Source organism: Pseudaestuariivita atlantica, from assembly GCF_001205715.1.
Taxonomy (GTDB): domain Bacteria; phylum Pseudomonadota; class Alphaproteobacteria; order Rhodobacterales; family Rhodobacteraceae; genus Pseudaestuariivita; species Pseudaestuariivita atlantica.
Window position 1 is genome coordinate 223,585 of sequence record NZ_AQQZ01000005.1, and the last position, 24,196, is coordinate 247,780.

General features: G+C 66.6%; 21 protein-coding genes. 7 read left to right on the forward strand and 14 right to left on the reverse strand.

Features of this window, described 5'->3' with window-relative positions; genetic code table 11:
- From ATO11_RS13100 to ATO11_RS13145, 10 genes are all read right to left on the reverse strand, one after another.
- A complete protein-coding gene (locus ATO11_RS13100; protein WP_050531339.1) occupies positions 1 to 699 on the reverse strand; it encodes a CoA transferase subunit A in 699 nt (232 codons plus the stop codon).
- Positions 696 to 1,535, reverse strand: coding sequence for a 3-oxoadipate:acetyl-CoA acetyltransferase (locus ATO11_RS13105; protein ID WP_050531340.1), 840 nt, complete (start codon positions 1,533 to 1,535; stop codon positions 696 to 698). Before ATO11_RS13105 ends, ATO11_RS13100 begins: the two co-directional genes overlap by 4 nt.
- Before the next feature lie 9 nt (positions 1,536 to 1,544).
- Positions 1,545 to 2,153 carry a protocatechuate 3,4-dioxygenase subunit alpha gene (gene pcaG / locus ATO11_RS13110; protein ID WP_050531341.1) on the reverse strand — a complete coding sequence of 203 codons (609 nt, stop codon included), beginning with the start codon at positions 2,151 to 2,153 and terminating at the stop codon, positions 1,545 to 1,547.
- Position 2,154: 1 nt separating this feature from the next.
- Positions 2,155 to 2,886, reverse strand: coding sequence for a protocatechuate 3,4-dioxygenase subunit beta (pcaH, locus tag ATO11_RS13115; RefSeq protein WP_050531342.1), 732 nt, complete (start codon positions 2,884 to 2,886; stop codon positions 2,155 to 2,157).
- Positions 2,883 to 3,263, reverse strand: a complete 381-nt coding sequence (gene pcaC / locus ATO11_RS13120) for a 4-carboxymuconolactone decarboxylase (RefSeq protein WP_050531414.1) — start codon at positions 3,261 to 3,263, stop codon at positions 2,883 to 2,885. Before pcaC ends, pcaH begins: the two co-directional genes overlap by 4 nt.
- A 67-nt stretch (positions 3,264 to 3,330) precedes the next feature.
- Positions 3,331 to 4,506, reverse strand: coding sequence for a mannonate dehydratase (uxuA, locus tag ATO11_RS13125; RefSeq protein WP_050531343.1), 1,176 nt, complete (start codon positions 4,504 to 4,506; stop codon positions 3,331 to 3,333).
- A gap of 28 nt (positions 4,507 to 4,534) precedes the next feature.
- The gene (locus ATO11_RS13130) at positions 4,535 to 4,969 is read right to left on the reverse strand and encodes a MarR family winged helix-turn-helix transcriptional regulator (protein ID WP_050531344.1); all 435 of its coding nucleotides are present in this window, start codon (positions 4,967 to 4,969) and stop codon (positions 4,535 to 4,537) included.
- Between the two features lie 19 nt (positions 4,970 to 4,988).
- Positions 4,989 to 6,323 (reverse strand): mannitol dehydrogenase family protein, encoded by a 1,335-nt coding sequence (locus tag ATO11_RS13135; protein WP_207382970.1) that lies wholly within the window; start codon positions 6,321 to 6,323, stop codon positions 4,989 to 4,991.
- A gap of 5 nt (positions 6,324 to 6,328) precedes the next feature.
- On the reverse strand, positions 6,329 to 7,720 hold the full coding sequence (uxaC, locus tag ATO11_RS13140; protein ID WP_050531346.1) for a glucuronate isomerase: 1,392 nt from the start codon (positions 7,718 to 7,720) through the stop codon (positions 6,329 to 6,331).
- A 60-nt stretch (positions 7,721 to 7,780) separates the two neighbouring features.
- A complete protein-coding gene (locus ATO11_RS13145; protein WP_050531347.1) occupies positions 7,781 to 11,407 on the reverse strand; it encodes a M10 family metallopeptidase C-terminal domain-containing protein in 3,627 nt (1,208 codons plus the stop codon).
- A gap of 161 nt (positions 11,408 to 11,568) precedes the next feature.
- On the opposite strand from ATO11_RS13145, the gene ATO11_RS13150 reads away from it, so the two are divergent.
- From ATO11_RS13150 to ATO11_RS13165, 4 genes are all read left to right on the forward strand, one after another.
- Entirely contained in the window at positions 11,569 to 12,498 is a 930-nt protein-coding gene (locus ATO11_RS13150; RefSeq protein WP_050531348.1) for a LysR family transcriptional regulator, read from the forward strand.
- A gap of 68 nt (positions 12,499 to 12,566) precedes the next feature.
- Entirely contained in the window at positions 12,567 to 14,642 is a 2,076-nt protein-coding gene (locus tag ATO11_RS13155; protein ID WP_050531349.1) for a hydantoinase/oxoprolinase family protein, read from the forward strand.
- A 216-nt stretch (positions 14,643 to 14,858) separates the two neighbouring features.
- On the forward strand, positions 14,859 to 16,556 hold the full coding sequence (locus ATO11_RS13160) for a hydantoinase B/oxoprolinase family protein (protein ID WP_050531415.1): 1,698 nt from the start codon (positions 14,859 to 14,861) through the stop codon (positions 16,554 to 16,556).
- 2 nt (positions 16,557 to 16,558) lie between these two features.
- Positions 16,559 to 17,755 carry an NAD(P)/FAD-dependent oxidoreductase gene (locus ATO11_RS13165; RefSeq protein ID WP_050531416.1) on the forward strand — a complete coding sequence of 399 codons (1,197 nt, stop codon included), beginning with the start codon at positions 16,559 to 16,561 and terminating at the stop codon, positions 17,753 to 17,755.
- 37 nt (positions 17,756 to 17,792) lie between these two features.
- Here the strand turns inward: ATO11_RS13165 and ATO11_RS13170 are convergent, their stop codons facing one another.
- The 4 genes from ATO11_RS13170 to ATO11_RS13185 are packed head-to-tail and all read right to left on the reverse strand — an operon-like array spanning position 17,793 to position 21,476.
- The gene (locus tag ATO11_RS13170) at positions 17,793 to 18,131 is read right to left on the reverse strand and encodes a hypothetical protein (protein WP_050531350.1); all 339 of its coding nucleotides are present in this window, start codon (positions 18,129 to 18,131) and stop codon (positions 17,793 to 17,795) included.
- The gene (locus ATO11_RS13175; RefSeq protein ID WP_050531351.1) at positions 18,128 to 18,766 is read right to left on the reverse strand and encodes a hypothetical protein; all 639 of its coding nucleotides are present in this window, start codon (positions 18,764 to 18,766) and stop codon (positions 18,128 to 18,130) included. The genes ATO11_RS13170 and ATO11_RS13175 overlap by 4 nt, the downstream gene beginning before the upstream one ends.
- A 13-nt stretch (positions 18,767 to 18,779) precedes the next feature.
- Positions 18,780 to 21,011, reverse strand: a complete 2,232-nt coding sequence (locus ATO11_RS13180) for a xanthine dehydrogenase family protein molybdopterin-binding subunit (RefSeq protein ID WP_050531352.1) — start codon at positions 21,009 to 21,011, stop codon at positions 18,780 to 18,782.
- Positions 21,012 to 21,014: 3 nt separating this feature from the next.
- Entirely contained in the window at positions 21,015 to 21,476 is a 462-nt protein-coding gene (locus ATO11_RS13185) for a (2Fe-2S)-binding protein (RefSeq protein ID WP_050531353.1), read from the reverse strand.
- Between the two features lie 111 nt (positions 21,477 to 21,587).
- Here ATO11_RS13185 and ATO11_RS13190 point away from each other — a divergent pair, with 111 nt between their 5' ends.
- From ATO11_RS13190 to ATO11_RS13200, 3 genes are all read left to right on the forward strand, one after another.
- The gene (locus ATO11_RS13190) at positions 21,588 to 22,133 is read left to right on the forward strand and encodes a TetR/AcrR family transcriptional regulator (RefSeq protein WP_050531354.1); all 546 of its coding nucleotides are present in this window, start codon (positions 21,588 to 21,590) and stop codon (positions 22,131 to 22,133) included.
- 203 nt (positions 22,134 to 22,336) lie between these two features.
- Positions 22,337 to 23,740 (forward strand): 3-isopropylmalate dehydratase large subunit, encoded by a 1,404-nt coding sequence (leuC, locus tag ATO11_RS13195; RefSeq protein ID WP_050531355.1) that lies wholly within the window; start codon positions 22,337 to 22,339, stop codon positions 23,738 to 23,740.
- A gap of 44 nt (positions 23,741 to 23,784) precedes the next feature.
- Positions 23,785 to 24,138 carry a hypothetical protein gene (locus tag ATO11_RS13200; protein WP_134643115.1) on the forward strand — a complete coding sequence of 118 codons (354 nt, stop codon included), beginning with the start codon at positions 23,785 to 23,787 and terminating at the stop codon, positions 24,136 to 24,138.
- The last annotated feature ends 58 nt before the right edge of the window (positions 24,139 to 24,196 follow it).

A 24,196-nucleotide genomic window follows, 5' to 3' on the forward strand; every position in this document is an offset into this window, starting at 1 on the left:
TCAGGCCGCCGGTCGGGTCGTGCGCTGTTCGATCCGTTTCTCGTGTTTGCCCTGCACGATGCGGTGCACGTAGATGCCGGGCAGGTGGATATGGTCGCCATCCAGTTCGCCGGGTTCGACGATTTCCTCGACTTCCATCACGCAGACCTTGCCGCACATCGCGGCGGGCGGATTGAAGTTGCGGGCGGTCTTGCGGAAGATCGCGTTGCCGGTCGTGTCGGCCTTCCACGCCTTCACGATGGCGAGGTCGGCGACGATGCCGCGCTCCATGATATAGGTCTCGCCGTCGAACTCCTTGTGGTCCTTGCCCTCGGCGATGACGGTGCCGACGCCGGTCTTGGTGTAGAAACCGGGGATGCCGCAACCGCCCGCGCGCATGCGTTCGGCCAGCGTGCCCTGCGGGTTGAATTCCAGCTCAAGCTCACCCGACAGGTATTGCCGCATGAACTCGGCATTTTCGCCCACGTAGGACGAGATCATCTTCTTCACCTGCCGCGTCTGCAACAGGATGCCGATGCCGAAATCATCGACGCCCGCGTTGTTCGACGCGAATGTCAGGTCCTTCGTTCCGGCCTGCTTGATCGCTTCGAGGCTCAGTTCGGGGATGCCGCACAGGCCGAACCCGCCTGCCGCGATGAACATCCCGTCGAACAACAGCCCGTCGAGGGCCTCTTGCGCGCTGCCATACACCTTTTTCATGACGCCACCTTCCTCAATCCCAAAATCCTGCGGGCCTCGGCACAACTGGCCACGGGCCGGTCGTACTTCTGGCAAATCTCGACCGTGCGCTCGACCAGCGCGGCGTTGGACGGTGCGAGCCGCTCGCGATCCAGCCTGACGTTGTCTTCCAGCCCGGTGCGGGCGTGGCCACCCGCCGCGATGGCCCAGTCGTTCAGCTCGATCTGGTGCCGCCCGATCCCCGCCGCGCACCACGGCGCGTCTGTCCCGAACAGGCGGTGCACCGTTTTGACATAGAAGTCAAACACCTCCCGGTCGGCGGGCATGGCGTTCTTCACGCCCATCACGAATTGCACGTAAGGCGTGCCCGCAAGCTGGCCCGCATCGGCCATCTGGCGCGCGCGCAGGATGTGGCTTAGGTCGAACGCCTCGATCTCGGGCTTCACGTCATATCTCAGCATTTCCGAGGCCAGCCAGTCGACAAGATCGGGCGGGTTTTCGTAGACGCGGGTGGGGAAGTTGTTCGACCCCACCGACAGCGAGGCCATGTCGGGCCGCAAGGGCAGCATCCCGCCGCGCGCCTTGCCCGCGCCGGACCGCCCGCCGGTCGACAGCTGGACGATCATGCCCGGGCAATGCGCTTCGATTCCTTCCTTCAGCCGCGCGAATTTCTCGGGGTCCGAGGTCGTGGACCCATCGTCGTTGCGGACGTGGCAATGGGCGATTGCGGCCCCTGCCTCATAGGCGGCATGGGTCGATTCAACCTGTTCCGGCACGGTGATCGGGACTGCGGGGTTGTCGGATTTCTGCGGCACCGATCCGGTGATCGCGACGCAGATGATGCACGGTTGGGTCATGCCGCGGCCTCACATGTCGAAAAAGACGGTTTCATCCCCGCCCTGCAGGCGGATGTCGAACCTGTAGGTGCCCTCGCCCTCGGCCCGCGCGATCAGGGTCGGGATGCGGTGCGCGTGTTCGATCCGCTTCAGCACCGGGTCCTCGGCGTTGGCGGCCTCTTCGTCGGGGAAATACAGGCGGGTGTGCAGGCCGATGTTGATCCCCCGCGCCACGACCCAGACGGTGACGTGCGGGGCCTGCAGCTTGCCATCCACCCATGGCAGGCGTCCGGGCTTGACCGTGTCGAAGGAATACACACCGGTCTTGAGGTCACAGGCGCATCGCCCCCAGCCGGTGAAGTGCGGATCGGCGGCCTCGTCGGCGGATTTCAGGCGGCCCTGCGCGTCGGCTTGGAAAATCTCGACCATGGCGTCGCGCACGATCCCGTCTGTGCCGTCGATCACGTTCCCGACGATCCGGATCCGCGACCCTTCTGCGGCGCCGGTGATCATGGTCGCGCCCAGGTCTTCGGCCCACGGCTTGCCGATGCCCGCGGCGTTGGGCGTGCAGCCGATATGCACGTAGGGGCCCGCCGTCTGCGACGGACTTTCCTTCAGGATGCGGTGGTTTTGCACCATGTCACAGCCCCTCCCATCGGTTCTCGAAAAAGGTCTGGCGCCGCCCGCGCAGGACGATGTCGAACCGGTAGACGCGCGCGTCCATCGGCAGCGTTTCCGCCATGTCGAGAGCGGCGACGAGCGACTTGATCGCCTCCGCGTCGTCGATGCCACCCACGATGGGGCACATCCAGATCAGAGGGTCGCCTTCGAAATACATCTGCGTGATGAGACGCTGGGCAAAGGAATGACCGAAAAGCGAGAAGTGGATGTGCGAGGGCCGCCAGTCCATCATCCCGTTCGGCCACGGGTATGGGCCGGGCTGGACGGTGCGGAATTCGTAATACCCTTCGGCATCCGTCATCACCCGGCCATAGCCGCCGAAATTCGGGTCAAGCGGCGCGCGGTAGCCTTCGTTCGCATGGCGGTACCGTCCGCCCGCATTGGCCTGCCAGACCTCGATCAGCGTGTTGCCCACGCCGCGGCCGTTGTCGTCGGTCACCCGGCCCCGGACAAGGATGCGCGGTCCCATCGCCATCTCGCCCGGCGCGGCCCAGTTGAGGATCAGATCGTTGTCCATCGGGCCAAGAATGTCGTGACCAAAGACCGGCCCGGCCTCTTCCCCCGCCGAGGTCGGCATCGAGATCAGCGCCCGCGTCGGCGACCGGGTCACCGAGGTCTTGTAGGCCGGCGTCAGGCCCGGCGGGTGCCACTGGCGGTCGCGGGTCTTGTAGCCGGGCGGCTTCGTCGTCATGGGGTGCCGTCCATCTCTGCGAACGTGTCCTTGGCAAGCTTGATCGCGTGGTTTGCCTTGGGCACGCCGGCATAGATCGCGACGTGCAGGAAGGCCTGAAGGATGTCTTCGCGGCTGGCACCGGTGCGGGCGGTGGCGCGCACGTGCATCGGGATTTCCGCGAAATTTCCCGTGGCGGCCAGCAGCGCGAGGGTCAGCATCGACCGCTCCCGCGCGCTGATCGTGTCGTCCGCCCAGACGGTGCCCCACGCGGCTTCGGTGATGAGGTCCTGGAAGGGTGCGTCGAAGTCGGACTTTGCCGCCTCGGCGCGGTCGACATGCGCATCGCCCAGAACGGCGCGGCGCACCTGCATGCCGGTGTCGTATCGGTCTGTCATGTCCCTGATCGCGCGTGTCGTTGCGTCACGCATCATGCTGACGGGTGCGGCGTGGACGTGCAAGCCCTCATCCGTGCTGCAACGCCGTCCACACGCCCCGCAACTCGGCCAGCCCCTTCAGCCGCCCGATGGCCGGGTATCCCGGTGCGTGCGGGTGATCGGCGTCCGACAAGAGGACCTGCCCGTGATCGGGCCGCATCGGGATGTCGGCATCCGCGCGCCCCTCGGCCCGGCGCCGCGCCTCTTCGGCGTGAACGGCCTTCAGCACGGCCACCATGTCGGTCGAGCCCGCGAGGTGATCGTCTTCGAAGAACGACCCCGGCACCGTTCCATCCTCGCGCCGCACGTTGCGCAGGTGCAGGAAATGCACCTTGTCGCCCAACCGCTCCACCATGCCCGGCAAGTCGTTGTCGGGCCGCGCGCCCAGCGACCCGGTGCACAGCGTGATGCCGTTGGCGGGGCTTGGCACCATGTCGACCAGCCGCTGGTAATCCGCCTCGGTCGACAGGATGCGCGGCAGGCCGAACAGGGGCCATGGCGGGTCGTCGGGATGACAGCACAGGCGCATGCCCAGCGCCTCGGCCTCGGGCACGACGGCCTGCAGGAAATGGCGCAGGTTGCCGTGCAGGTCCTCCGCCGTTGCGCCCGCGAAGGGCGCAAGCCGCGCGCGGAACTCGTCCAGCGTCCAGCCGCTGGTCGCCCCCGGCAACCCGGCGAGGATGGTGGCGCAGATGCGCTCGCGTTCGGCATTGCTCCAGCCGGCCGCGCGCTTGTCGGCCGCTTCGGCCACCACGTCGGGGTAGTCGGCCCCGCTGCGCGCCAGCACGTGCCGGTCGAAAGCGACGTAGTCGATGTAGTCGAACCGCAGCGCCGTCGCACCCGACGGGCGGCGGTGAGCCAGGTCCGTCCGCGTCCAGTCGAAAGCCGGCATGAAGTTGTAACAGACGACGCGCACATCCTCGGCGGCCAGCGCGTGCAGGCTTGTGATCCACGCCTCGATATGCGCGTCGCGGTCACCGCTGCCCGCGCGGACGGTTTCAGGGACGGGCAGGCTCTCCACCACCTTCCAGCGCAGGCCCGCCGCCTCGATCATCGCCCGGCGTTCGGCAACGGCGTCGCGCGTCCAGACCTCGCCCACGGGTACGTCATGCAGGGCCGTCACGATGCCCGTCGCACCTGCCTGCCGCGCGTCGCTCAGGCTGACGGCGTCATGCGGGCCGTACCAGCGCCATGTCTCGATCATCGCATCCTCCCGTCCCGCAAAGCCCGGCCTAAAGCTGTGCGAGCTTCAACAGCGCGCTGCGCAGCACGTCCCTTTCTGCCGGGTCGAGCTGCTGCATCAACTCGGCGTCATAGCGTTCGGCCAGCCGCCGCAGGTCGTCATAGGCGGCCTCGCCCATCTTCGTCAGGCTCAGCGTTTCCCAGCGGCGGTCGTCCTCCCGCGTGGCGCGGGTCAGGAAGCGCCGCGCCTCCAGCTTGGCCACGGCGCGGCTGATCTTGGTCTTGTGCAGACGGGCGCGGCGGCCGATCTCGGTCGCCGTCATCGGGCCATACCGGCCAAGGTGAAACAGGACGCGCCATTCCGTGCGCAACATCCCGTACCGGTTGCGGTAATGCGCCGCGAATTCAAGGCTCACCTGCTCTGCCGCCTGCGCCAGCACGTAAGGCAGGAAATCCCGCATCTCGAAATTGCTGTCATCGCTCATGGCGGCACCTTGCGCGATGCTAGTTACTTGCGCAACCACTCCACGCCTCCGGGGGCTGGCTCTCCAGCAGCCTGTCAGCGTCGAACACGGCAGTCCTGAAGGTCGGCGCGGCGAACAGCTTGGCGTGATCCGGGCCAAAGATCGCGGCAACCGCATCCAGCCGATCCGGGTAGCCCGCCGGCAGCGCGGCCAGACGCGCGGCCAACGGGTCGGCCACGTCCAGTCCTTCGCGGGCCACGAACCGCAGCCAAGCCGCAACCGCCAGCGCGTAGGTGTCGAGGGATTCACCGGCCTGCAACGCGATCCCGGCGGGGGCGAGCAGCCTCTGCGGCAGTTTCTGGCTGCCGTCCGACGCGATCTGGCGGCAGAGATGGCGGATGGCCGGGTTGGCAAACCGGTCGAGCAGCGCCGCGCGATAGGCATCGGTATCCAGGTCGGGCGACACCGTCCGCGCCGCCGCGGCCATGTGCCGGTCGACGAGCGCCGCGACGGGATGCGCCATCACGTCCCGCACCGCTTCCAGCCCCGCAAGGCAACCGAGATAGGCCAAAAGCGAATGCGCGCCGTTCAGCATGCGCAGCTTCATGTCCTCGTACGGGGCCACGTCGGCCACGAATTCAGCCCCCGCATCCTCCCAAGCCGGGCGCGGACCGGCAAAGCGATCCTCGATCACCCATTGCCGGAACGGTTCGGTTTCGACCGCGAGGGGATCGGGCGCACCGCCCAGCGCCCCGGCCTCTGCCAGCGTGGCCTCCGTGGTCGCCGGCGTGATCCGGTCGACCATCGACGCGGGAAAGGTGCAGGTCTCCGCGATCCAGCGGGCAAGGTCAGGGTCGCGCCGTTCGGCAAACTCGCCGACCAGCGCGGCAAGCAGACCACCATTGTCCGGCAGGTTGTCGCAGGACATCAGCGTCAACCCGCCCCGCCCCGCGGCCCGCCGCGCGGCAAGGCCCGCCACGATCAACCCGATCGCGCCTTGTGGCGGGTTTGCCGCGGCCAGATCGGCGGCAATGACATCCGCCTCAGGGTCAAGCCGCCGCTCGGACAACGCCGCCCCGTATCCCTTCTCGGTGATGGTCAGGCTGACGATCCGCACCTCGGGATCGGCGAACCGGGACACGAGCGCCTCGGCCTCCGTCGGCAGGTGCCATGGTCGGGTGCAGCAGGTGATGCGCTTCAGTCGCGGCCCGTCCGGCGCCCGCAGGATCACCCCGTAACCTTCGGCATCGCGCATCGCGCGCACCAGCCGGTCCGACCGCATGCCCACCGGCTCGATCCGCCAACCGCCCGCATCCTGCGTATAATCCGCGAGCTGCGCCCGGAAGAACGCGCCAAGGCCCAGATGCAGGATCACGGGCGTCACAGGTTATAGGCCTCTTTGGCGAGGTCGCGCGCCAGCAGGGGGGCGACCTGATGCGCCTGCGCTTCGGTCAGGCGGTGGGTCGTGACCAGATCGGCAAGGTAGGCACAATCGCAGCGGCGGGCCACGTCGTGGCGCGCGGGGATGGACATGAGCGCGCGGGTGTCGTCGTTGAACCCGGCGGTGTTCCAGAACCCGGCGGTTTCGGTCACCGCCTCGCGGAACCGGCGCATGCCTTCGAAACTGTCGTGAAACCACCATGGAGGCCCAAGCCGCAGGGACGGGTAGGCCCCGGCAAGCGGCGCCAGTTCGCGGGCATAGACGCTTTCGTCCAGCGTGAAGAGGATGAGCCGCAATCGCGGGTCCATGCCCACGGCGTTCAACAGCGGGTGCAGCGCGTCGACCCAGTTGGTGGGCGTCGGGATATCGAATCCCCGGTCGCGACCATAGCGCCTGAATACCGTGTCCGAGTGGTTACGGCGCGACCCTGCGTGAAGCTGCATCACCAGCCCGTCCTCGCAGGACATGCGCGCCATTTCCGTCAGCGTCTGCGCGCGAAAGGTTTCGGCCTCTGCCGGCGTCGCCTTGCCCTGCCTGACCGTCGCATAAAGCGCGGCGGCATCCTCCGGGGACAGGTCCGCCGTGCGCGCGGTCGGGTGGCCGTGGTCCGTCGCCGTCGCGCCGTGCCGCGCGAATTCGGCCCGCCGCACGCGATGCGCGTCTAGGTAACCCTCCCAACTGCCCGTGTCGCACCCGGTCAGATCGGCAAGGGTGGCGAGGTTGTCCGTGAACCCTTCGAAATCCGGATCCACCACTGCGTCGGGCCGATATGTCGGAACCACGCGCCCGTGCCACTCGGCCGCCGCTGCCCGGTGGTGCGCAAGGTCGTCAAGCGCGCTGTCGGTCGTTGCAATCACCTCGATCCCGAAGCGGTCATACAAGGCGCGCGGCCGGTATTCGGGCTGCGCCAGCTTGTCGCCGATCTGGTCAAAGATCGCATCCGCCGTGTCCCCGCCCAAGGGCTCCACGATGCCCAGCACCTCCTGCAGGGCGTGGTCGATCCACAGCCGCGACGGGGTTGCGAGAAACAGGTGGTACCTTTCGGCGAAGCTGCGCCAGACCTTGCGGGCATCTTTTTCCGCACCCGGCCCGATCCCAAGCTCCTCGAACGTCACGCCCTGGCTGACGAGCATCCGGACGACATAATGATCCGGCGTCACGAAGAGTTGCGCGGCATCCGCAAAGGCCGGATCGGTGCCCCACCATGCCGGATCGGTATGGCCGTGCGGGCAGACCAGCGGCAGATCGCGCACCGCGTCATACAGCGCGCGCGCCACGGTGCGTGTCGCGGGATCGGCGGGAAACAGGCGGTCGGGATTAAGGCGCGTCATGCCGCGACACAACCACATCGCCGGGTCGGGGCAAAGCCCCGTCCCGTGCGGCGGACGTCGTCACGTGATGGCGAAATCGTCCGCCTGCAGCGCCGACAGCGTCACGTTCACGAGGATGATCGAGTTGCCGGCATCGTCGTCGATCCGCGTATTGCCTCCCACCTGCGTCGCGTGGTTCGTGATGAGGTCGGTGAAATCGGTGATCCCGGCCACGCCGATCAGTTCGATCACCTCGCCAACCTCGGTCTCATCGAAATCGATCAGGCGGTCATCGCCGAAGGTGCCGGTAAAGCGGAACGTATCCGCACCCGCGTTGCCGTGGAGCGTGTCGTCCCCGTCTCCGCCCACGAGGGTGTCGTTGTCGTCCCCGGCAAACAGGCTGTCATTGCCGCCGCCGCCCAGAAGGGTGTCCTCTCCACGCCGGCCGCGCAGCGTGTCGTCGCCCGCGAGGCCCGACAGGAGGTTGTCGACCGTGTTGCCGTAGACCTGGTTGCCTAGGGCGTTGCCGGTCCCGTTGGCGGCCATCGCCTGCAGGGTCAGGTTCTCGACGTTCACGGCGCTGACGGACAGGTCGTAATCGACCGTCGACTGCACGCGGTCGATGCCTTCGCCCGCGGCCTCGACGACCACGTCGGTCAGGTCGCGCACCTGGTAGATGTCGTTGCCCAGCCCGCCGACCATCGTGTCGCTGCCACCAAGGCCCGACAGGATGTCCCGGTCGTCGCCGCCAATCAGGCTGTCATTGCCCGCCTGCCCGACCAGCGTGTCGAGTCCAGCGCCGCCGATCAGCGTGTCATCGCCCGGGGCCCCGCGCAGCAGGTTGCCCGCGTCGTTGCCCGTGATCACGTTGTTCCCGGTGTTGCCCGTTCCGCTGTTGCCGCCCGTCCCGGTCAGCGTGAGATGTTCGAAATTGGCAAGGCCGCCGCGCAGGTCGAGGCTGACGCCCGACTCGATCGTGTCGTCACCTTCGCCCGCCAGTTCGCGCACGACATCGGTCGCGGAATCGACAACGAAGAGGTCGTTGCCTTCTCCGCCGACCATGCTGTCGGTGCCCGCGCCGCCATCCAGCGTGTCGTTGCCGGCGCCGCCGATCAGCGTGTCGTCACCGATACCGCCAAACAGGGAATCGTTCAGCGTCTGCGTCCACAGCGCGGTCTGTTCCGGCGTGCCGCCCGAAACCGTCATCGCGGCACCGCCGGTCACCTCCTGCGTGGCCGCGCCGGCCGCGTCGAACGTCCAGTATTGCACGAGGCCCGCTACCGAGTTCGGCGTGTCGAGGCTGATCAGCGCCGTCGCCTCGACCTCGGCCGCCGACAGCGCGCGGTCATAGATCCGGATGTCGCCCAACGGCGCGTCATCGAGGTTGAATTGCAGATTGCCCGCCGTTGCCGGGATCAGGGCACCGACCTGGTACTGGTAGGAATAGACCTCTGTGCCGTCCACGTAGGTGCGCAGCATGCCCGTCGTGTGATCGTAGGTGATGCTGAGGCGCGCGGGCGCCGTTTCGTCCCAGTAATCGTCGCGGAACGCGTTGTAGTGCCAGTTTTCCTGACCGTTCAGCACGTTGCCCACCAAGAGCGAGATCGTGCCGTCGCTCCACCGGTACAGGCTCATGCCGAGCACGTCGAGGTCATACCCCACATCGGACAGATCGTCCTGGTCGACGATGAATTCGATCGTGAAGGACCCGGATCCGCCCAGCGTGAAGGTGGACGACATCTGGTCGCCCAAACCTTTGTCCAGCCGGACAAGGTTGAAGACTTCGGGCGCGTCGCGGATCGTGCCACCATCGCCTTCGATCGAGTCGTCGCCGAAGCCGCCATCGATGTTGTCGGACCCTTCACCGCCGATCAGCGTGTCGTCATCCTGCGTAATGACCGGGCCGGGATTGACCTCGGCCACGGTGGCTCCGCCGACGACCGTCAGGTTGGCGCTTCCCCTGCTGTCGGTTACGGTGGTGGTGTCGCCCGCCTGCACCTCCCAGTGATGGACAAGCGTGGAAGGCGTGTTCGGCAACTCGACATCATGGTTGGCGGCGATCTGTGCATCGCTGCGCACCGCGTCGAATATGCGGATATCGCCCATGGTGCCCTGGAAGGTTTCCGTGATGACGAACCCGCCACCAACCGAATCCTGTTCCTGCCCGAAGACCAGCGTACCACCCGACCCGATGGTCGCGCCCGCCTGGTGCGTGCCCTGGAAGGCCGAAACCCCGTCGATGAACACCTCGAGCGCGCCGGTGGCCTGCACCCATGTCATCGAGAAGCGGTGCGGTTCCCCGTCGATCAGCGTCTCGGTCAGGATGCCGGTATCGATGAACGACCCGTCAATGTAGACGAGCCTCGTCCCGTCATTGTCCAACTCGACCATCAGCGAGTTCGACGATCCCGACGAGGCATAGGAGATCAGCGGCGTCAGGCTGGCCGACATGCGCGTGATGTTCACCATCATCTCGACGGTGAAGGCCGCGCCGCTGAACGCGGTGATGCCGGTCGCTTCCATGTGCTGGCTGAACTCGGTCGGGGCCTCGTTCAGGGACATGCCAAGGAACAGGTCGCCCGTGGGCGCCGTGGGCGCGGCGGCGTCGCCACCGACGATGGTGTCATCGCCAAAGCCGCCCTCGATCAGGTTGTCGTGGTTGTTGCCGCGCATGTCGTCGGCATGATCCGATCCGACGCCATTCTCGATCACCGCGCCATAGGCGATGGACACGTTGTAGATCTGGCCATTGACCGAACTGAACGCGCCTTCGCGCAGGTCAAGCTCGGTCCCGGAAGCCGAGCCCGAGAAGTCGAGCGTGTCGATCCCGCCGCCGTCCCAGATGGAGAACGCCATGTCGAGGTTCTGGGTCTCGCCGCCGCTGGACGTGGTCCGCGTCGACGTGAAATCGTAACTGTCGCCCGCCGTGGAATTGAACCCGTAGGTATCGTTGCCCGACCGGGTCGCCCAGTTGATGCCGTACTCGATCTGGATGGCGAGGATATCATGCAGCGCCAGCGTCGACATGTTGCCGAAATCGGCACCCGTTTCGGTTTCCAGCCAGTAGGACATGTTGGAATACTGGCGGCTGTCGTTCCAGTGGTCGGCGTCGTTGGCATAGGTGAAGCCGGACCCGTTATAGGGCCCCGGATGGCTCAGCCCCATGCCATGGCCGACCTCGTGCAGCATCAGGCGGCGGTTGTAGGTGCCCACGTCCATCTCGGGTTCCCAGCTGACGCGGGACACGACCACCTCGGACCCGTTCCAGTAGCCGCCGCCGCTGTTGCCGTCGCGGTAGCGGAACGAGATATCGGCGCTTGTGTCGTTGCCGGCAAGCTCGGTGAATTCGATCAGCGCAACTTGTTCGTATTCGTCCAGCAGGTCGCGGGTGAGGACCTGGTTTTCCGCCTCGAACACGTATTGCGCGCCGCCCGCGGATGCCGCGTCCTGGAACCGGTAGGTGACTTCGACGATGCCCGGATTCGGGTCATTGTTGTCATCGGCATAGGTGCTGCTGCCGCGTGCGATGTGAATGGCGGTGCGATAGGCGCTCCAGATCGGAAGACCGTTCTGCGTGCCGCCGACATTGCCGCCATTCGGGTTCGACGGGTCGATCTCGCCATCATAGGGCTGCGCGGCGCAGGCAGGGCAGCAGCAGACAGGCGTATCGGTGTGCTCGAATGCGGTAATCTGGGCGTTGTCAGGCATGGAAGTCCCCCCAAGGACCTTAAAACAAATACCGCCACCCGATTTCGGAAAATATTAATGAAAAGTGGCAGGAGTATGGAGCAATGGATAGACCATGTGCCCTAATGTCGTCACGTGTTAAGTAAGGTATTCCTTAACCTTCGGCTTACGGGGACCACGCGGTGATCCATGCATCGCTCACGCTGAAGCAGCTTGAAACGCTTGTCTGCGTCGCGCGGCTGCGGTCGTTTCGGCGCGCGGCCGAAGAGCTGGGGACGACGCAGCCCAATGTCTCGGTCCGCATCGCGACGCTCGAAGACACGCTGAAAACGCAACTGTTTCTGCGCGATAGCGGCCATGTCCGCCTGACCGAGAAAGGCGAAAGGATCTGCGCCGCCGCCGCGCGCGTGCTGGACGCGACCGAGGAGTTGGCCGAGATCGCCGCACGCCCCGACCTGGTCACCGGGCGGTTGCGACTGGGCGTGTCGGAACTGATCGCCTGCACGTGGTTGCACGCCTTCCTGCGCGAAATGTCGCGCAGGTTTCCCGCGCTTGCGGTCGAATTGACGGTCGATCTGTCCCGCGCGCTGGAACAGGACCTGTCGCGCGGCGCGCTCGACCTCGTCCTGCAGAATCGCCCGTTCGCCTCGGACGACCCGCAGTCGATCCCGCTGGGCGACTGCCCTTACGTCTGGGTCGCGGCTCCGGGGCAGGTCTTGGGCCAAGGTCCGGGCGTACTGGCCGGGTGCACCATCCTGACCCAGCCGCGCAAGACCAAGGCGTTCGACGAATTGCAGCGGTTCTTGTCGGATGCGGGGCTTGATGGCGCGCGGGTGGCGCCGTCCTCCTCGGTGGCCAGTTGCGCGCAGATGGCGCGCGACGGGCTGGGCGTGGCGCTTGTGCCCCATGCGCTTGTTTTGGACGACCTTGCGCAGGGGCGGCTTGTTGCCTTCGATGTCGGGTGGTTGCCCGCACCCCTGTCCTTCGCCGCCCGCTTCCATGCGGATGCCGCGCCACGGCACGTGCGGCAGGCCGCCGAACTGGCCGCCGAAGTCGCCCATGATCACGCCGGGCACGACGAGGTCGATAAAGAAATGCTATCGCTATCATAGCATCAAATAATTTGAACGAATGGATGTGCATTGGGTAGCGTCATGCCGAAGCAGGGGATCGGGCAAACATGGCTTACAGGTTGGGCGTGGATATCGGGGGCACCTTCACCGACGTGGTGCTTGAGGCGGAGGGCGCGTTGCATTCCGTCAAGGTGCTGACGACCTATGCCGCGCCCGAGGACGCGATCATCGACGGGATGCACAAGGTCTGCGCCAAGGCGGGACTGGTGCCCGGAGACCTGACGCAGATCATCCACGGCACCACGCTGGCCACCAATGCGCTGATCGAGCGGCGCGGGGCCAAGACGGCGCTGATCACCACCAAGGGCTTCCGCGACGTGATCGAGATGCGGACCGAGTCGCGGTTCGAGCAGTATGACCTGAACCTCGTTCTGCCCGAGCCGTTGTTGCCCCGCCAGCGGCGGCTGGTGCTGCAAGAGCGGGTCGACGCGCGGGGCGAGGTGCTGATCCCGCTGGACGAGGCCGAGGTCGAGGCGCTGGCGGGCAAGCTGGAGGCGTCGGGGTACGACAGCGTCGCCGTCGGGTTCCTGCACAGCTACCTCAACCCGGTGCACGAACGCATGGTGCGGGACGTGCTGGCGCGGCGGTTGCCGGGGCTGTCGGTGTCCTTGTCGTCGGACGTGTCGCCCCAAATGCGCGAATACGAGCGGTTCAACACCACGGTTGCCAACGCCTATATCAAGCCGCTGATGGCGTCCTATCTGGGCCGGCTGCGGGAGCGGCTGGCGGCGGAGGGTGCGGGCTGTGACATCTTCCTGATGCATTCGGGCGGCGGCATCATCTCCATCGAAAGTGCGGCGGAGTTTCCGGTGCGGTTGGTGGAGTCCGGCCCGGCGGGTGGCGCGGTCTTCGCGGCGCATATCGCGGGGCGGTACGGCATTGATCGCGTGCTGAGTTTCGACATGGGCGGGACGACGGCCAAGATCTGCCTGATCCGCGACCAGTCGCCCAAGACCTCCCGCGTGTTCGAGGTGGCCCGCTCCTACCGGTTCAAGAAGGGGTCGGGGATGCCGATCTCGATCCCCGTGATCGATATGGTGGAGATCGGGGCGGGCGGTGGGTCGCTCGCCCACGTGGACGCGCTGCGGCAGATCCGGGTGGGGCCGGAAAGCGCGGGGTCCGAGCCGGGGCCGGCCTGTTACGGGCGGGGCGGCGAACGTCCGGGTGTCACGGATGCCGATCTGGTGCTGGGCAAGCTCGACCCCGACAATTTCGCGGGCGGTACGATCCCCTTGCATCCTGACCGGTCAGAGGCCGCCTTGTCGGCGCATGTGGGCGAGACGTTGGGGATGGACGCCACAACGGCGGCCTTCGGCGTGGCCGAAGTGGTGGACGAGAACATGGCCAACGCCGCCCGCGTGCACGCGGTGGAGAATGGCGAGGATTTGGCGGGCTATACCATGATCGCCTTTGGTGGCGCCGCGCCGCTGCACGCCGGGCGGCTGGCGCAGAAGCTTGGGATCTCGCGCGTGCTGGTGCCGCCGGGCGCGGGTGTGGGCAGCGCCATCGGCTTCCTGCGCGCGCCCTTCAGTTTCGAGGCGACGCGCTCGGTCTACATGCGCCTGGCGGAGTTTGATGCGGACGCGGTGCGGGAGATCCTGCAAACGCTGGGCGACGAGGCGACGGGCTTCGTGCGGACTTGCGCGCCGGATGCGACGGTCGAGACGGATGTGAAGGTCTACATGCGCTATACCGGGCAAGGCTGGGAGATCCCGGTGACACTGACACCCGAACAGGCCGCGAACCCCGACAGCAACACATTCCAGGCCTTGTTCGACGCCGATTACACGCGGCTCTTCGGGCGGCCCGTTGCGGGGCTGGACGTGGAGATCACCGTCTGGGCGGTGAACGCGACGACGCCGAAGGAGGCGGTTGCGGCGATCGATCAGGAGGAGCCGGGGGTGGCTCGAAACGCGACAGAACGGCGGGCGTTGTTCGATCCGGTGTCCGGTGCGTTTGTCGATGCAGGCGTTGTGCCGCGCGGAGAGATGGTGCGGGGAGCGACCACCGACGGCCCCGCTGCGATCACCGAGGATGAGACGACGATCATCGTACCCGTCTCGATGCGTGCCGTGGCGCAGCCGGACGGGTGCATCGACCTGACGGTGCGGGAGGCCGGATGATGCCCCGGACCGGATACGCGATGAAGGTCGCGCCTGCCTGGGTAGGCGCGGAAGCGGAACCGCAACAAGTGACCGATGGTGCGCACAAAGCGCCACGTTGCGACAAGCGGACAGGTCGAACGCGCCTGCCGGGGGGCAGGCAGGCGCGACCTGGCGGTGCCCGCCAGGCAGACGGTCGAGCTGCACAGCAAGCACATCACACCGCAGGAGCCGCCCATGCCGTCTGACGTGCAATACCAGGTGATGTGGAACCGCCTGATCTCCATCGTCGAGGAGCAGGCGCAGGCGCTGGTGCGCACCGCCTTCTCGACCAGCGTGCGCGAGGCCGGGGACCTGTCGGCGGGCGTCTACGATGCCGAGGGGCGGATGCTGGCGCAGGCGGTCACCGGCACCCCTGGCCACGTCAACGCCATGGCTGACGCGGTCGCGCATTTCATCCGCCGCATCGGGCGGCAGACCATGTTCGAAGGTGACGTCTACATCACCAACGACCCTTGGGAAGGCACCGGCCACCTGCACGACATCACGATGGTCACGCCCTCGTTCCGGAACGGCGTGCTGGTCGGTTTCTTCGCCTGCACCGCGCATATCGTCGATATCGGCGGGCGGGGGTTCGGGGCGGATGCGAACTCTGTCTACGAAGAAGGCCTCTATATCCCGATCATGAAATTCGCCGAACGTGGCGAGGTGGACGAGACGCTGACCCGGATCATCCGGGGCAACGTGCGCGAGCCGGACCAGTTGATCGGCGACGTCTACGCGCTGGCGACCTGCAACGAGGTCGGCCACCGCCGCCTGACGGGCATGATGGACGAGTTCGACCTCGCCGATCTGACGGGTATCGCGGCCTTCATCCTCGACAATTCGCGCCGCGCCACGATCGAACGGATCGCGGCGCTGACACCGGGAAGTGCTGCGGGCGAGATGACGGTGGACGGGTTCTCTGCCCCCATCACCCTGCGCGTGCGCCTGACCATCGAGGCCGACCGCATCATCAGCGATTTCACCGGCACCACCGGCGTCGACAAGAAGGGCATCAACTGCCCGCTCGTCTACACCAAGGCCTACGCCTGCTACGCCCTGAAATGCGCCATCGCGCCGGAGATCCCGAACAACCACGCCTCCCTCGCCCCGTTCGAAATCGTGGCCGAGGAAAACACCATCGTGCACGCCGTCCACCCCGCGCCCGTCGCCTTGCGCCATATCGTTGGGCATTTCGTGCCCGACACGGTCTATGCCGCATTGGATCTGCTCTTGCCTGACACGGTGCCCGCCGAAGGGGCCGGGTGCCTGTGCAATTTCCAGGTCTCGCTTCGGCCCCGCACCGACGCGCCCGCACCGGCCCATGCGCGGCGGTCCGAGGTGCTGACGTTCAATTCCGGCGGATCGGGGGCGCGGCCCACGGTCGACGGGCTGAACGCGACGGCCTTTCCTTCGGGCGTGATGACCATGCCGGTGGAGGCCACGGAAAACGCAGGGCCCGTGATGATCTGGCGCAAGGAGTTGCGGCCCGACAGTGGCGGGGCCGGCACCACGCGCGGGGGCCTCGGGCAATACATGGAAGTTGGTGCGCAGGAGGGGCACGAGTTCGATATCCAGGCGATGTTCGACCGGGTGCATCATCCGGCACGCGGGCGGCGCGGAGGCGCGCCGGGGGGCGCGACGACGATCGCCCGGTCGGATGGCGAGGCGATGCGCGGCAAGGGCAAGCAGTTCGTGCCGCACGGGGCGCGGGTGCTGATGGCCTTCCCCGGTGGCGCGGGTCATGGCGATCCGTCCGGACGCGACCCGGCGGCGGTGCGGCGGGACCTTGCGCGGGGTTATGTCTCTGCCGAAGTTGCCGCATCGACTTACGGCATCGACCCCGCCACCATCTCGGAGATTCAGGCCAGGGCCGAGGCGGGGGACGAATGACGATGCAGGCACCACGGCACGACACCTATGACGTCATCATCATCGGCGGCGCGATCATGGGATCGTCGACCGCGTGGTTCCTGACCGAGACACCGGATTTCGACGGGCGCGTGCTGGTGGTGGAGCGGGACATGACCTATGCCGCTTGCTCCACGGCCCACACCAATTCCTGCATGCGGCAGCAGTTTTCCGAAACGCTGAACGTGCAGATCAGCCAGTTCGCCGCCGATTTCGTCACGAACCTGCGCGACCGGATCGGGGACGACCGAGTACCGGACCAGACGATCCAGAGCTATGGCTACCTGTACCTTGCCGACACCGAGGGGTTCGCGGCGACGCTGCGCGAGAACCAGAAGGTGCAACTGGCCGCCGGGGCCGAGACGGAGTTGCTGACGGCGGACGAAATAGCCGCGCGGTACCCGTTCTACAACGTTGATGACATCGTGCTGGGCTCGATCAACCGCAAGGACGAAGGCTACTGGGACGGCGGCACCGTGTTCGACTGGTGGCGACGGTCGGCCCGTGACCGGGGCGTCGAGTATATTCAGAACGAGGTGGTCGCGATCACCCGCACCGGCGGGCGCATCGACAGCGTGACGCTGGCAAGTGGCGAGGTCGTGTCCTGCGGGCAGGTGGTGAACGCCTCTGGCCCGCGTGGTGCGCGGACTGCGGCAATGGCGGGCGTTGATCTGCCGGTGGAGCCGCGCAAGCGGTTCACGTGGATTTTCTCGGCCGAGAAACCTCTCGATCAGGATCTGCCGCTGACCATCGATCCGTCGGGCGTGCATTTCCGGCAAGACGGGCCGACGACCTACCTGGCGGGCTGCCCTGCCGATCCGGACCCGGCGGTGGAGCCGGATGATTTCGCGATGGATCACGCGCGCTGGCAGGATCATGTCTGGCCGATCATCGCCACCCGCATCCCGCAATTCGAGGCGATCCGCGTGGTGACCGAATGGGCGGGGCATTACGCCTTCAACACCTTCGACCAGAACGCGATCATGGGACCGCACCCGGAGGTCGAGAACTTCATCTTCCTCAACGGCTTTTCCGGCCACGGGTTGCAGCAATCGCCCGCGATGGGGCGGGGCACGGCGGAGTGGCTGACCTTTGGCGCATACCGGTCGCTGGACCTGACGCCCTTCAACTACGACCGCATCACGCGGAACGCTCCGATCATCGAAAAGGCGGTGATCTGAGGCGGCCACAATTTTCGTACGAAAATTGTGCGCCCGCTCAGACGGTGTGGGCGGGCCACCAAAGGGCGCGGAAGAGCAGGACCGCCGCGCTGGCATCGGCCAGAAGGATCGCCCAGTGGGGCCATGCCGGGATGCGGGCGAAGGTTTCGGAAAAGGCTCCGATCCCGCCGATCAGCATACAGAAAAACGCGAGCCACGCGACCCAGCGCCAGCCTTGCACCAGCCCCCAGGCAAGTGCGGCATAGAACACCGCAATGGCGACGAAGATCAGGCCGAACGCCTCCCACGCGCCGAAGGGCAACGCGACAAGGTGCAACACGCCGCTGAGCGCGATGAAGAGAGCGGCGGGGGCGTAGGGGCCGCGCATGTCGGTCATTGGCCGTCCTCCGGACAGGGCATACCCGCGGCGACCCAAGCGATGGTGTCGTCGAGGTGGGATTGCAGGTCACCGGGCGCGGGTTCGCGCCCGCCTCCGGGATTGAACCCCCATGTGATGAACCCCGTCTCGGCCGCGTCGTGCAGGATGTGTTCGACAAGCCCCGCCCCGTCGCGTCCGCCGTTGCGGTCCGGGTCGCGGACCTGGGCGCAGATGTCCTGCGGCGACTTGCCGACCCACTGGAATTCCACCGGGGCCAGTTGCCACTCCATCCCGGTATGCGGCGCGGCATGCGCCACCGTGTTGGGTTGGGTCGAGGTCACATGGCAGGTCTGGCACGGCAGCGTTTCCGCCCCGATGCGGCTTTCGCCGGCCACGATGGCCATGCCATGCGGTCCCGGCGCGCCATAGGACGGGCCCGTCCACATCGGCACGCCTTCGGCATCGACGTGGCAATTCGCGCACCGCGGATGCACGAAGACCTCGTGCAGCCTGTCCCACGCCGCCAGTCCCGCGCTGCGGGACACGTTGACCGGGTCGGGAGCGGTGACGGTCAGCCCGTGTTCACCTTCGGCCAACACGGGTGTGGTCAGCATGGCGACGGCAAGGGTGAGGGCGGTCAGGTACCTTTTCATGATCGGGGCCTCCTCAAACGAAGTCGATCTGTGAATGGAACGGCATCGACCGCAGGCGCTTTCCGGTGGCCGCGAAAATCGCGTTGGCCAGCGCCGGGGCGGCGGGCGGTGTCGGCGGCTCCCCGATGCCCTTGACCACGTCGTTGTTTTCCAGCCCGCGTACCTCGATTTCCGGGCATTGGTACAGCCGCATGCCTTCATGCGCGTGGTAGTTCAGCTGCTCGGGCATGCCGTCGCGATAGGTGATCTCGGCGTTCATCGCGTGGCCAAGGCCCCAGACGACGCCGCCCTGCATGTGGTTCTCGAAGTTGATCGGGTCGACCACGCGGCCCACGTCGGCGGCGACGAAGACCTTGTCGATCCTGATGCCGCGCTCGGTTGCGGTCACCTCGACGACCTCTGCCGTCGGCACGCCAAAACTTTCGACCATGGCAAGGCCCCTGCCCCTGTTCGGGCCAAGGTCGCTGCCCCAGTCCGACATTTCTCCGACGGCTTCCAGCACCTTGCGGGATACGTCCCAGTCCGACAGGCGCAACCGTTCTTCCAGCGGATCCGCACCGGCTGCGTGGATCGCCTCGTCAAGGAAGCTTTCCATGAAGAACCCACTCGTGACCGCACCGACCGATCGCCACGAGGAGGACGGGGCGAGTTCCGGCACGCGGTAGCCGCGCACCCGGAAGGACGGGATCGCGTAGGGCGCGTTCCATGCGCCCGCCACGATCTGCGCATCCGGTCCCGGCATGGCCATGCCCAGCCGCCCGAATTGCGAGGTCGAGGCCGACACCGTCGCGACCTGCAGGTCGACCGCGTCCACCTTCCCGTCCCTGACCCGCGCCGACCCGCGCGCCATGCCGATCTGGCGCACGTAATCCTGCGCGAAATCCTCTTCGCGGCTGAAGGTCAGCTTCACGGGCGTTCCGCGCATCTGGTTGGCGATCTCGGCGGCCAGCGTGATGTTGTCGAACTCCAGCCGGTGACCGAACGACCCGCCGCCATACTGGTTGTGAAAGATCACCGCGTCCGCGTCATGCCCGGTCACGCCGGCGACCTGCTGTTGCAGGAAGCGCGGCATCTGGTGCGATGACCAGACCTCGACCGTGTCGTCGGTGACGCGGACGATGGCGTTGATCGGTTCAAGCGGCTGGTGCGCAGCGTAGGGGCAGCGATACTCGGCCTCCACCACGTCGCCGGTGGCGGCGGTCACGTCACCGTCGTTCCGCCACTCCTGGTCGAGCCGGTCCTCGGTGAAGGAGGCCTCCACCTCGGCCCAGTGATCCGCCTGCTCCGCCGGGTAAGGCGCCGGGGCCCATGTCACGTCCAGAGCCGCGGCGGCTTTCATCGCGCGCCACGTGTTGTCGGCGACGACCGCAAGACCGTTCGTCACCTCGTACACACCCTGAACGCCGCGCATGGCAAGCGCCGCTTCGGCATCATGGCGTTCAACGGGACTGCGCCGCGGCGACATGCGGACGGCGGCGTGCACCATGGCGTCGATGGACAGGTCGATGCCGTAGTCCAGCGTCCCCGTGGACTTCGCCACGATGTCGGCCCGCTGCGTCGGCTTGCCAATCAGGCGGTAGGTCGACGGATCGCGCAGGGGCACGTCGCGCGCGGGTTCGATCCGCGCAGCGGCCTCGGCCAGCGACGTGTAGGCAAGCTCGGTCCCGTCCGGCAGCACGACCGCACCCGCGCGGGTGGCCAGCTTGTCGACCGGGATACCGGTTTCCACGGACGCCGCCTTTTTCAGCGTTTCGCGCGCCACCGCGCCGGCCTCGCGCAGCTTCTGGTAGCTGTCGGGCATCGTGGACGACCCGCCAGTGACCTGAAGCCCCAGCACCTTGCCCAGCGCCCCGATGGCCTGCCGCGCGGCCTGTGCCGGAAAGCTGGTATCAGTCTGGCGGAAAGGCGCGCTTTCCGCAGCAAGGGCGGTATTCCAGTAGGCCGGCGACGGCTGACCGAAAGACGTGCGGTACTGGCCGGGTTCGAGGTCCATCTCCTCGGCGATCAGGATGGCCTGCGCATGGGCAGAGCCCTGCCCCAGATCGACATGCGGCGTGATCAGCGTGATGGCGTCTTTGCCGATCTTGACCCACGGGTTGAACGTCGCCTCGTCGGCGGCAAGGTCATCGGCAAGCGGGTTCGCCGGATCGCGGCGCACGAGGTAGGTGCCAAAGGCGACGCCCCCGGCAATGGCGACCGATCCGACAAGGAAGGCACGGCGGGTGAAGGTCTTGACGGCTCCCATGGCTCAGGCCTCCTGCAGCTTGGTGGCGGCCAGCTTCACAGCGGCGCGGATACGCGGATAGGTCCCGCAGCGGCACAGGTTGCCCGACATCGCGCGGTCGATCTCTTCATCCGTGGGGTCGGGGATGCGGTCCAGCAAATCCGCCGCCTGCATGATCTGGCCCGACTGGCAGTACCCGCACTGCGCGACCTGCTGGTCGATCCACGCGGCCTGCACCGCGTGCAGCGCGTCGGGCGTACCCAGCCCCTCGATCGTCGTGACCTCGGCCCCGTCCACAGCCGCCGCCGGGACCTGGCACGAGCGGACGGCCATGCCGTCGACATGCACCGTGCAGGCGCCGCATTGCGCGATGCCGCAACCATACTTGACACCCGTCACGCCAAGTTCGTCGCGCAACAGCCACAAAAGCGGCATGTCGTCCTCGACATCCACCTCGTGGGCCTGTCCGTTCACAGTCAATTTCATCCGTCTCTCCTGACGGGCGCGGGGCCCTGCTGGTGTGGTGAAATAGATATTTGGACAAAATTAGTCTTACGGTACAATTTACATCACTTCGCCGATTTGTAAAGGTGCGGCATGGCGCGCCACGACGACACGATCCTGACCGCCGCGCTGACATGTTTCTCGCGGTACGGTTATGCCAAGACGACGATGACCGACATCGCGCGCGAGGCGAAGGTCGCCCGCGCGACGGTCTACAACACTTATGACAGCAAGCCTGATATCCTGCGCGCCGTCGTGAAACATGTGACTGTCACGATGCAGGACAAGGTTGTCGATGCGTGGAAACAGGTCGACACTCTGGATGAGCGGATCGACGCCTTTTTCACCGCCGTCCCCGTCGCGATCTACGACATGATCACGACGCAGCCGGAAATGGCCGAACTGGTCGATGAAATGGCGGCCACCGCCCCGGACGAAATGATCGCCGCCCGCGCCGACTGGGTTGACGTATTGGCGACCATGTTTCGTGATGCCGATGTCGCCGACCCTCAAGGCGTCGCGGATTTCTTCTACAGCTCGGCGATCAACGCCAAATACGGCTCGGACAATCGCGACCAGGTGCTGGCACGCCTTGCCACTCTCAAATCCGCGCTGCTTGCGATGGTCGCCGCACAGTGACCCGGCTTGCCGCACTGCCCGCTTGAAGGGGCGGCGTGCGCGAAGTATGATCTGCGCCCATGATGTTCCGGATCGACATGGGTGACCGCGCCCGCCTGCGCGAACGCTTCTTCGGGGCCGCCCACGCGGTCACCGCGCGGCTTGCCGCGTAATCCCCCGATCCGACCAGCCCATACCCATCGCCACATCACGGGAGAGGACCCATGTCCCCCAAAACGCTCTATGACAAGATCTGGGACGCCCATGTCGCCCACGAAGCCGAAGATGGCACCTGCCTGCTTTATATCGACCGCCACCTCGTGCACGAGGTGACCTCGCCGCAGGCTTTCGAGGGGCTGCGCATGGCGGGCCGCAAGGTGCGCGCGCCGGAAAAGACCATTGCCGTGCCGGACCACAACGTGCCCACGACGGCGGGTCGCGAGGATCCGTCCAACATGACCGAGGACAGCGCGATCCAGGTCGCGGCGCTCGACAAGAACGCCAAGGATTTCGGCATTCACTATTACCCCGTCACGGACGTGCGGCAGGGCATCGTGCACATCGTCGGCCCCGAACAGGGCTGGACGCTGCCGGGCATGACCGTTGTCTGCGGTGACTCGCATACGGCCACCCACGGCGCCTTCGGTGCACTGGCGCACGGCATCGGCACGTCCGAGGTGGAGCACGTTCTGGCCACGCAGACGCTGATCCAGAAGAAGTCCAAGAACATGAAGGTCGAGATCACGGGCAAACTGCGCCCCGGTGTTACGGCCAAGGACATCACCCTGTCCGTGATCGGCGCGACCGGCACGGCGGGCGGCACAGGTTACGTCATCGAATATTGCGGCGAGGCGATCCGCGATCTGTCAATGGAAGGCCGCATGACAGTCTGCAACATGGCGATCGAAGGCGGCGCGCGCGCGGGCCTGATCGCGCCGGACGAAAAGACCTTCGAATACTGCAAGGGCCGCCCGCATGCGCCCAAGGGTGCGGCATGGGAAGCGGCGGAAGCGTACTGGCGCACTCTCTTCTCGGATGACGATGCGCATTGGGACAAGGTCATCACGCTGAAGGGCGAAGACATCGCCCCCGTCGTGACATGGGGCACCTCGCCCGAAGACGTTCTGCCCATCACCGCCGCGGTCCCCGCCGCGTCGGATTTCGAAGGCGGCAAGGTCGACGCGGCACAGCGTTCGCTCGACTACATGGGGCTGAAGCCCGGCACGCCGCTTGAGGACGTGGCCATCGACACGGTCTTCATCGGCTCCTGCACCAATGGCCGGATCGAGGACCTGCGCGCCGCCGCCGCGATCCTCAAGGGCAAGAAGGTCGCCGTGAAACGCGCGATGGTCGTGCCCGGATCAGGCCTCGTCCGCGCGCAGGCCGAAGAGGAAGGCCTCGCCGACATCTTCCGCGATGCGGGCTTCGAATGGCGGCTTGCGGGCTGTTCCATGTGCCTTGCAATGAACCCCGACCAGCTGCAGCCGGGCGAACGCTGCGCGGCCACGTCGAACCGTAACTTCGAAGGCCGTCAGGGTCGCGGAGGCCGCACCCACCTGATGTCGCCCGCGATGGCGGCGGCAGCGGCGGTGACCGGCAAACTGACCGACGTGCGCGAGATGATGTAAGCGCACTTGCCGGGCTTCGGCCCGGCGCACCCAGAGGGAAACCGATGCCCACACGCCGCTCACTCCTTGCGATGATCGCCGGATCGGCCCTTGCGCCCGCCTTGCCCGGTGCATGGGTCGGGCGGCGTGCCGGCGCGCGGGCGGCTGCCGGGTACGCGGGCTATAACCGCCTGCTCTACGGGTTGGCGGTTCAGCAGGCGCAAACCTCGGGTGGCCTGTCCGCGCGGGCTCTGGCCTCGCGCCTCGGCCTCACACTGACCCGCGCTCAAGGTCTGATGAACCGCATAGTGCTGCGCGGTGCGTTGGTCCCTGCGGCACACAGGTCTGTCACGGCCAGCCGAGTGCTCAAGGCCGCCGCCATCGTTGTCGAACAGACCGACCGGGACGACTCGGCATGAAACCCGCCACCCATATCGCGCGTTGCGCTTCCGAACGGACCATCCGAACGGAGGAACG

Excerpts from the sequence above, each read along its gene's own strand:
- ATO11_RS13100 (WP_050531339.1), bottom strand. The coding sequence starts at position 699 with ATGAAAAAGGTGTATGGCAGCGCGCAAGAGGCCCTCGACGGGCTGTTG.
- ATO11_RS13105 (WP_050531340.1), bottom strand. The coding sequence starts at position 1,535 with ATGACCCAACCGTGCATCATCTGCGTCGCGATCACCGGATCGGTGCCG.
- pcaG (WP_050531341.1), bottom strand. The coding sequence starts at position 2,153 with ATGGTGCAAAACCACCGCATCCTGAAGGAAAGTCCGTCGCAGACGGCG.
- pcaH (WP_050531342.1), bottom strand. The coding sequence starts at position 2,886 with ATGACGACGAAGCCGCCCGGCTACAAGACCCGCGACCGCCAGTGGCAC.
- pcaC (WP_050531414.1), bottom strand. The coding sequence starts at position 3,263 with ATGACAGACCGATACGACACCGGCATGCAGGTGCGCCGCGCCGTTCTG.
- uxuA (WP_050531343.1), bottom strand. The coding sequence starts at position 4,506 with ATGATCGAGACATGGCGCTGGTACGGCCCGCATGACGCCGTCAGCCTG.
- ATO11_RS13130 (WP_050531344.1), bottom strand. The coding sequence starts at position 4,969 with ATGAGCGATGACAGCAATTTCGAGATGCGGGATTTCCTGCCTTACGTG.
- uxaC (WP_050531346.1), bottom strand. The coding sequence starts at position 7,720 with ATGACGCGCCTTAATCCCGACCGCCTGTTTCCCGCCGATCCCGCGACA.
- ATO11_RS13145 (WP_050531347.1), bottom strand. The coding sequence starts at position 11,407 with ATGCCTGACAACGCCCAGATTACCGCATTCGAGCACACCGATACGCCT.
- ATO11_RS13155 (WP_050531349.1), top strand. The coding sequence starts at position 12,567 with ATGGCTTACAGGTTGGGCGTGGATATCGGGGGCACCTTCACCGACGTG.
- ATO11_RS13160 (WP_050531415.1), top strand. The coding sequence starts at position 14,859 with ATGCCGTCTGACGTGCAATACCAGGTGATGTGGAACCGCCTGATCTCC.
- ATO11_RS13165 (WP_050531416.1), top strand. The coding sequence starts at position 16,559 with ATGCAGGCACCACGGCACGACACCTATGACGTCATCATCATCGGCGGC.
- ATO11_RS13170 (WP_050531350.1), bottom strand. The coding sequence starts at position 18,131 with ATGACCGACATGCGCGGCCCCTACGCCCCCGCCGCTCTCTTCATCGCG.
- ATO11_RS13175 (WP_050531351.1), bottom strand. The coding sequence starts at position 18,766 with ATGAAAAGGTACCTGACCGCCCTCACCCTTGCCGTCGCCATGCTGACC.
- ATO11_RS13180 (WP_050531352.1), bottom strand. The coding sequence starts at position 21,011 with ATGGGAGCCGTCAAGACCTTCACCCGCCGTGCCTTCCTTGTCGGATCG.
- ATO11_RS13185 (WP_050531353.1), bottom strand. The coding sequence starts at position 21,476 with ATGAAATTGACTGTGAACGGACAGGCCCACGAGGTGGATGTCGAGGAC.
- ATO11_RS13190 (WP_050531354.1), top strand. The coding sequence starts at position 21,588 with ATGGCGCGCCACGACGACACGATCCTGACCGCCGCGCTGACATGTTTC.
- leuC (WP_050531355.1), top strand. The coding sequence starts at position 22,337 with ATGTCCCCCAAAACGCTCTATGACAAGATCTGGGACGCCCATGTCGCC.
- ATO11_RS13200 (WP_134643115.1), top strand. The coding sequence starts at position 23,785 with ATGCCCACACGCCGCTCACTCCTTGCGATGATCGCCGGATCGGCCCTT.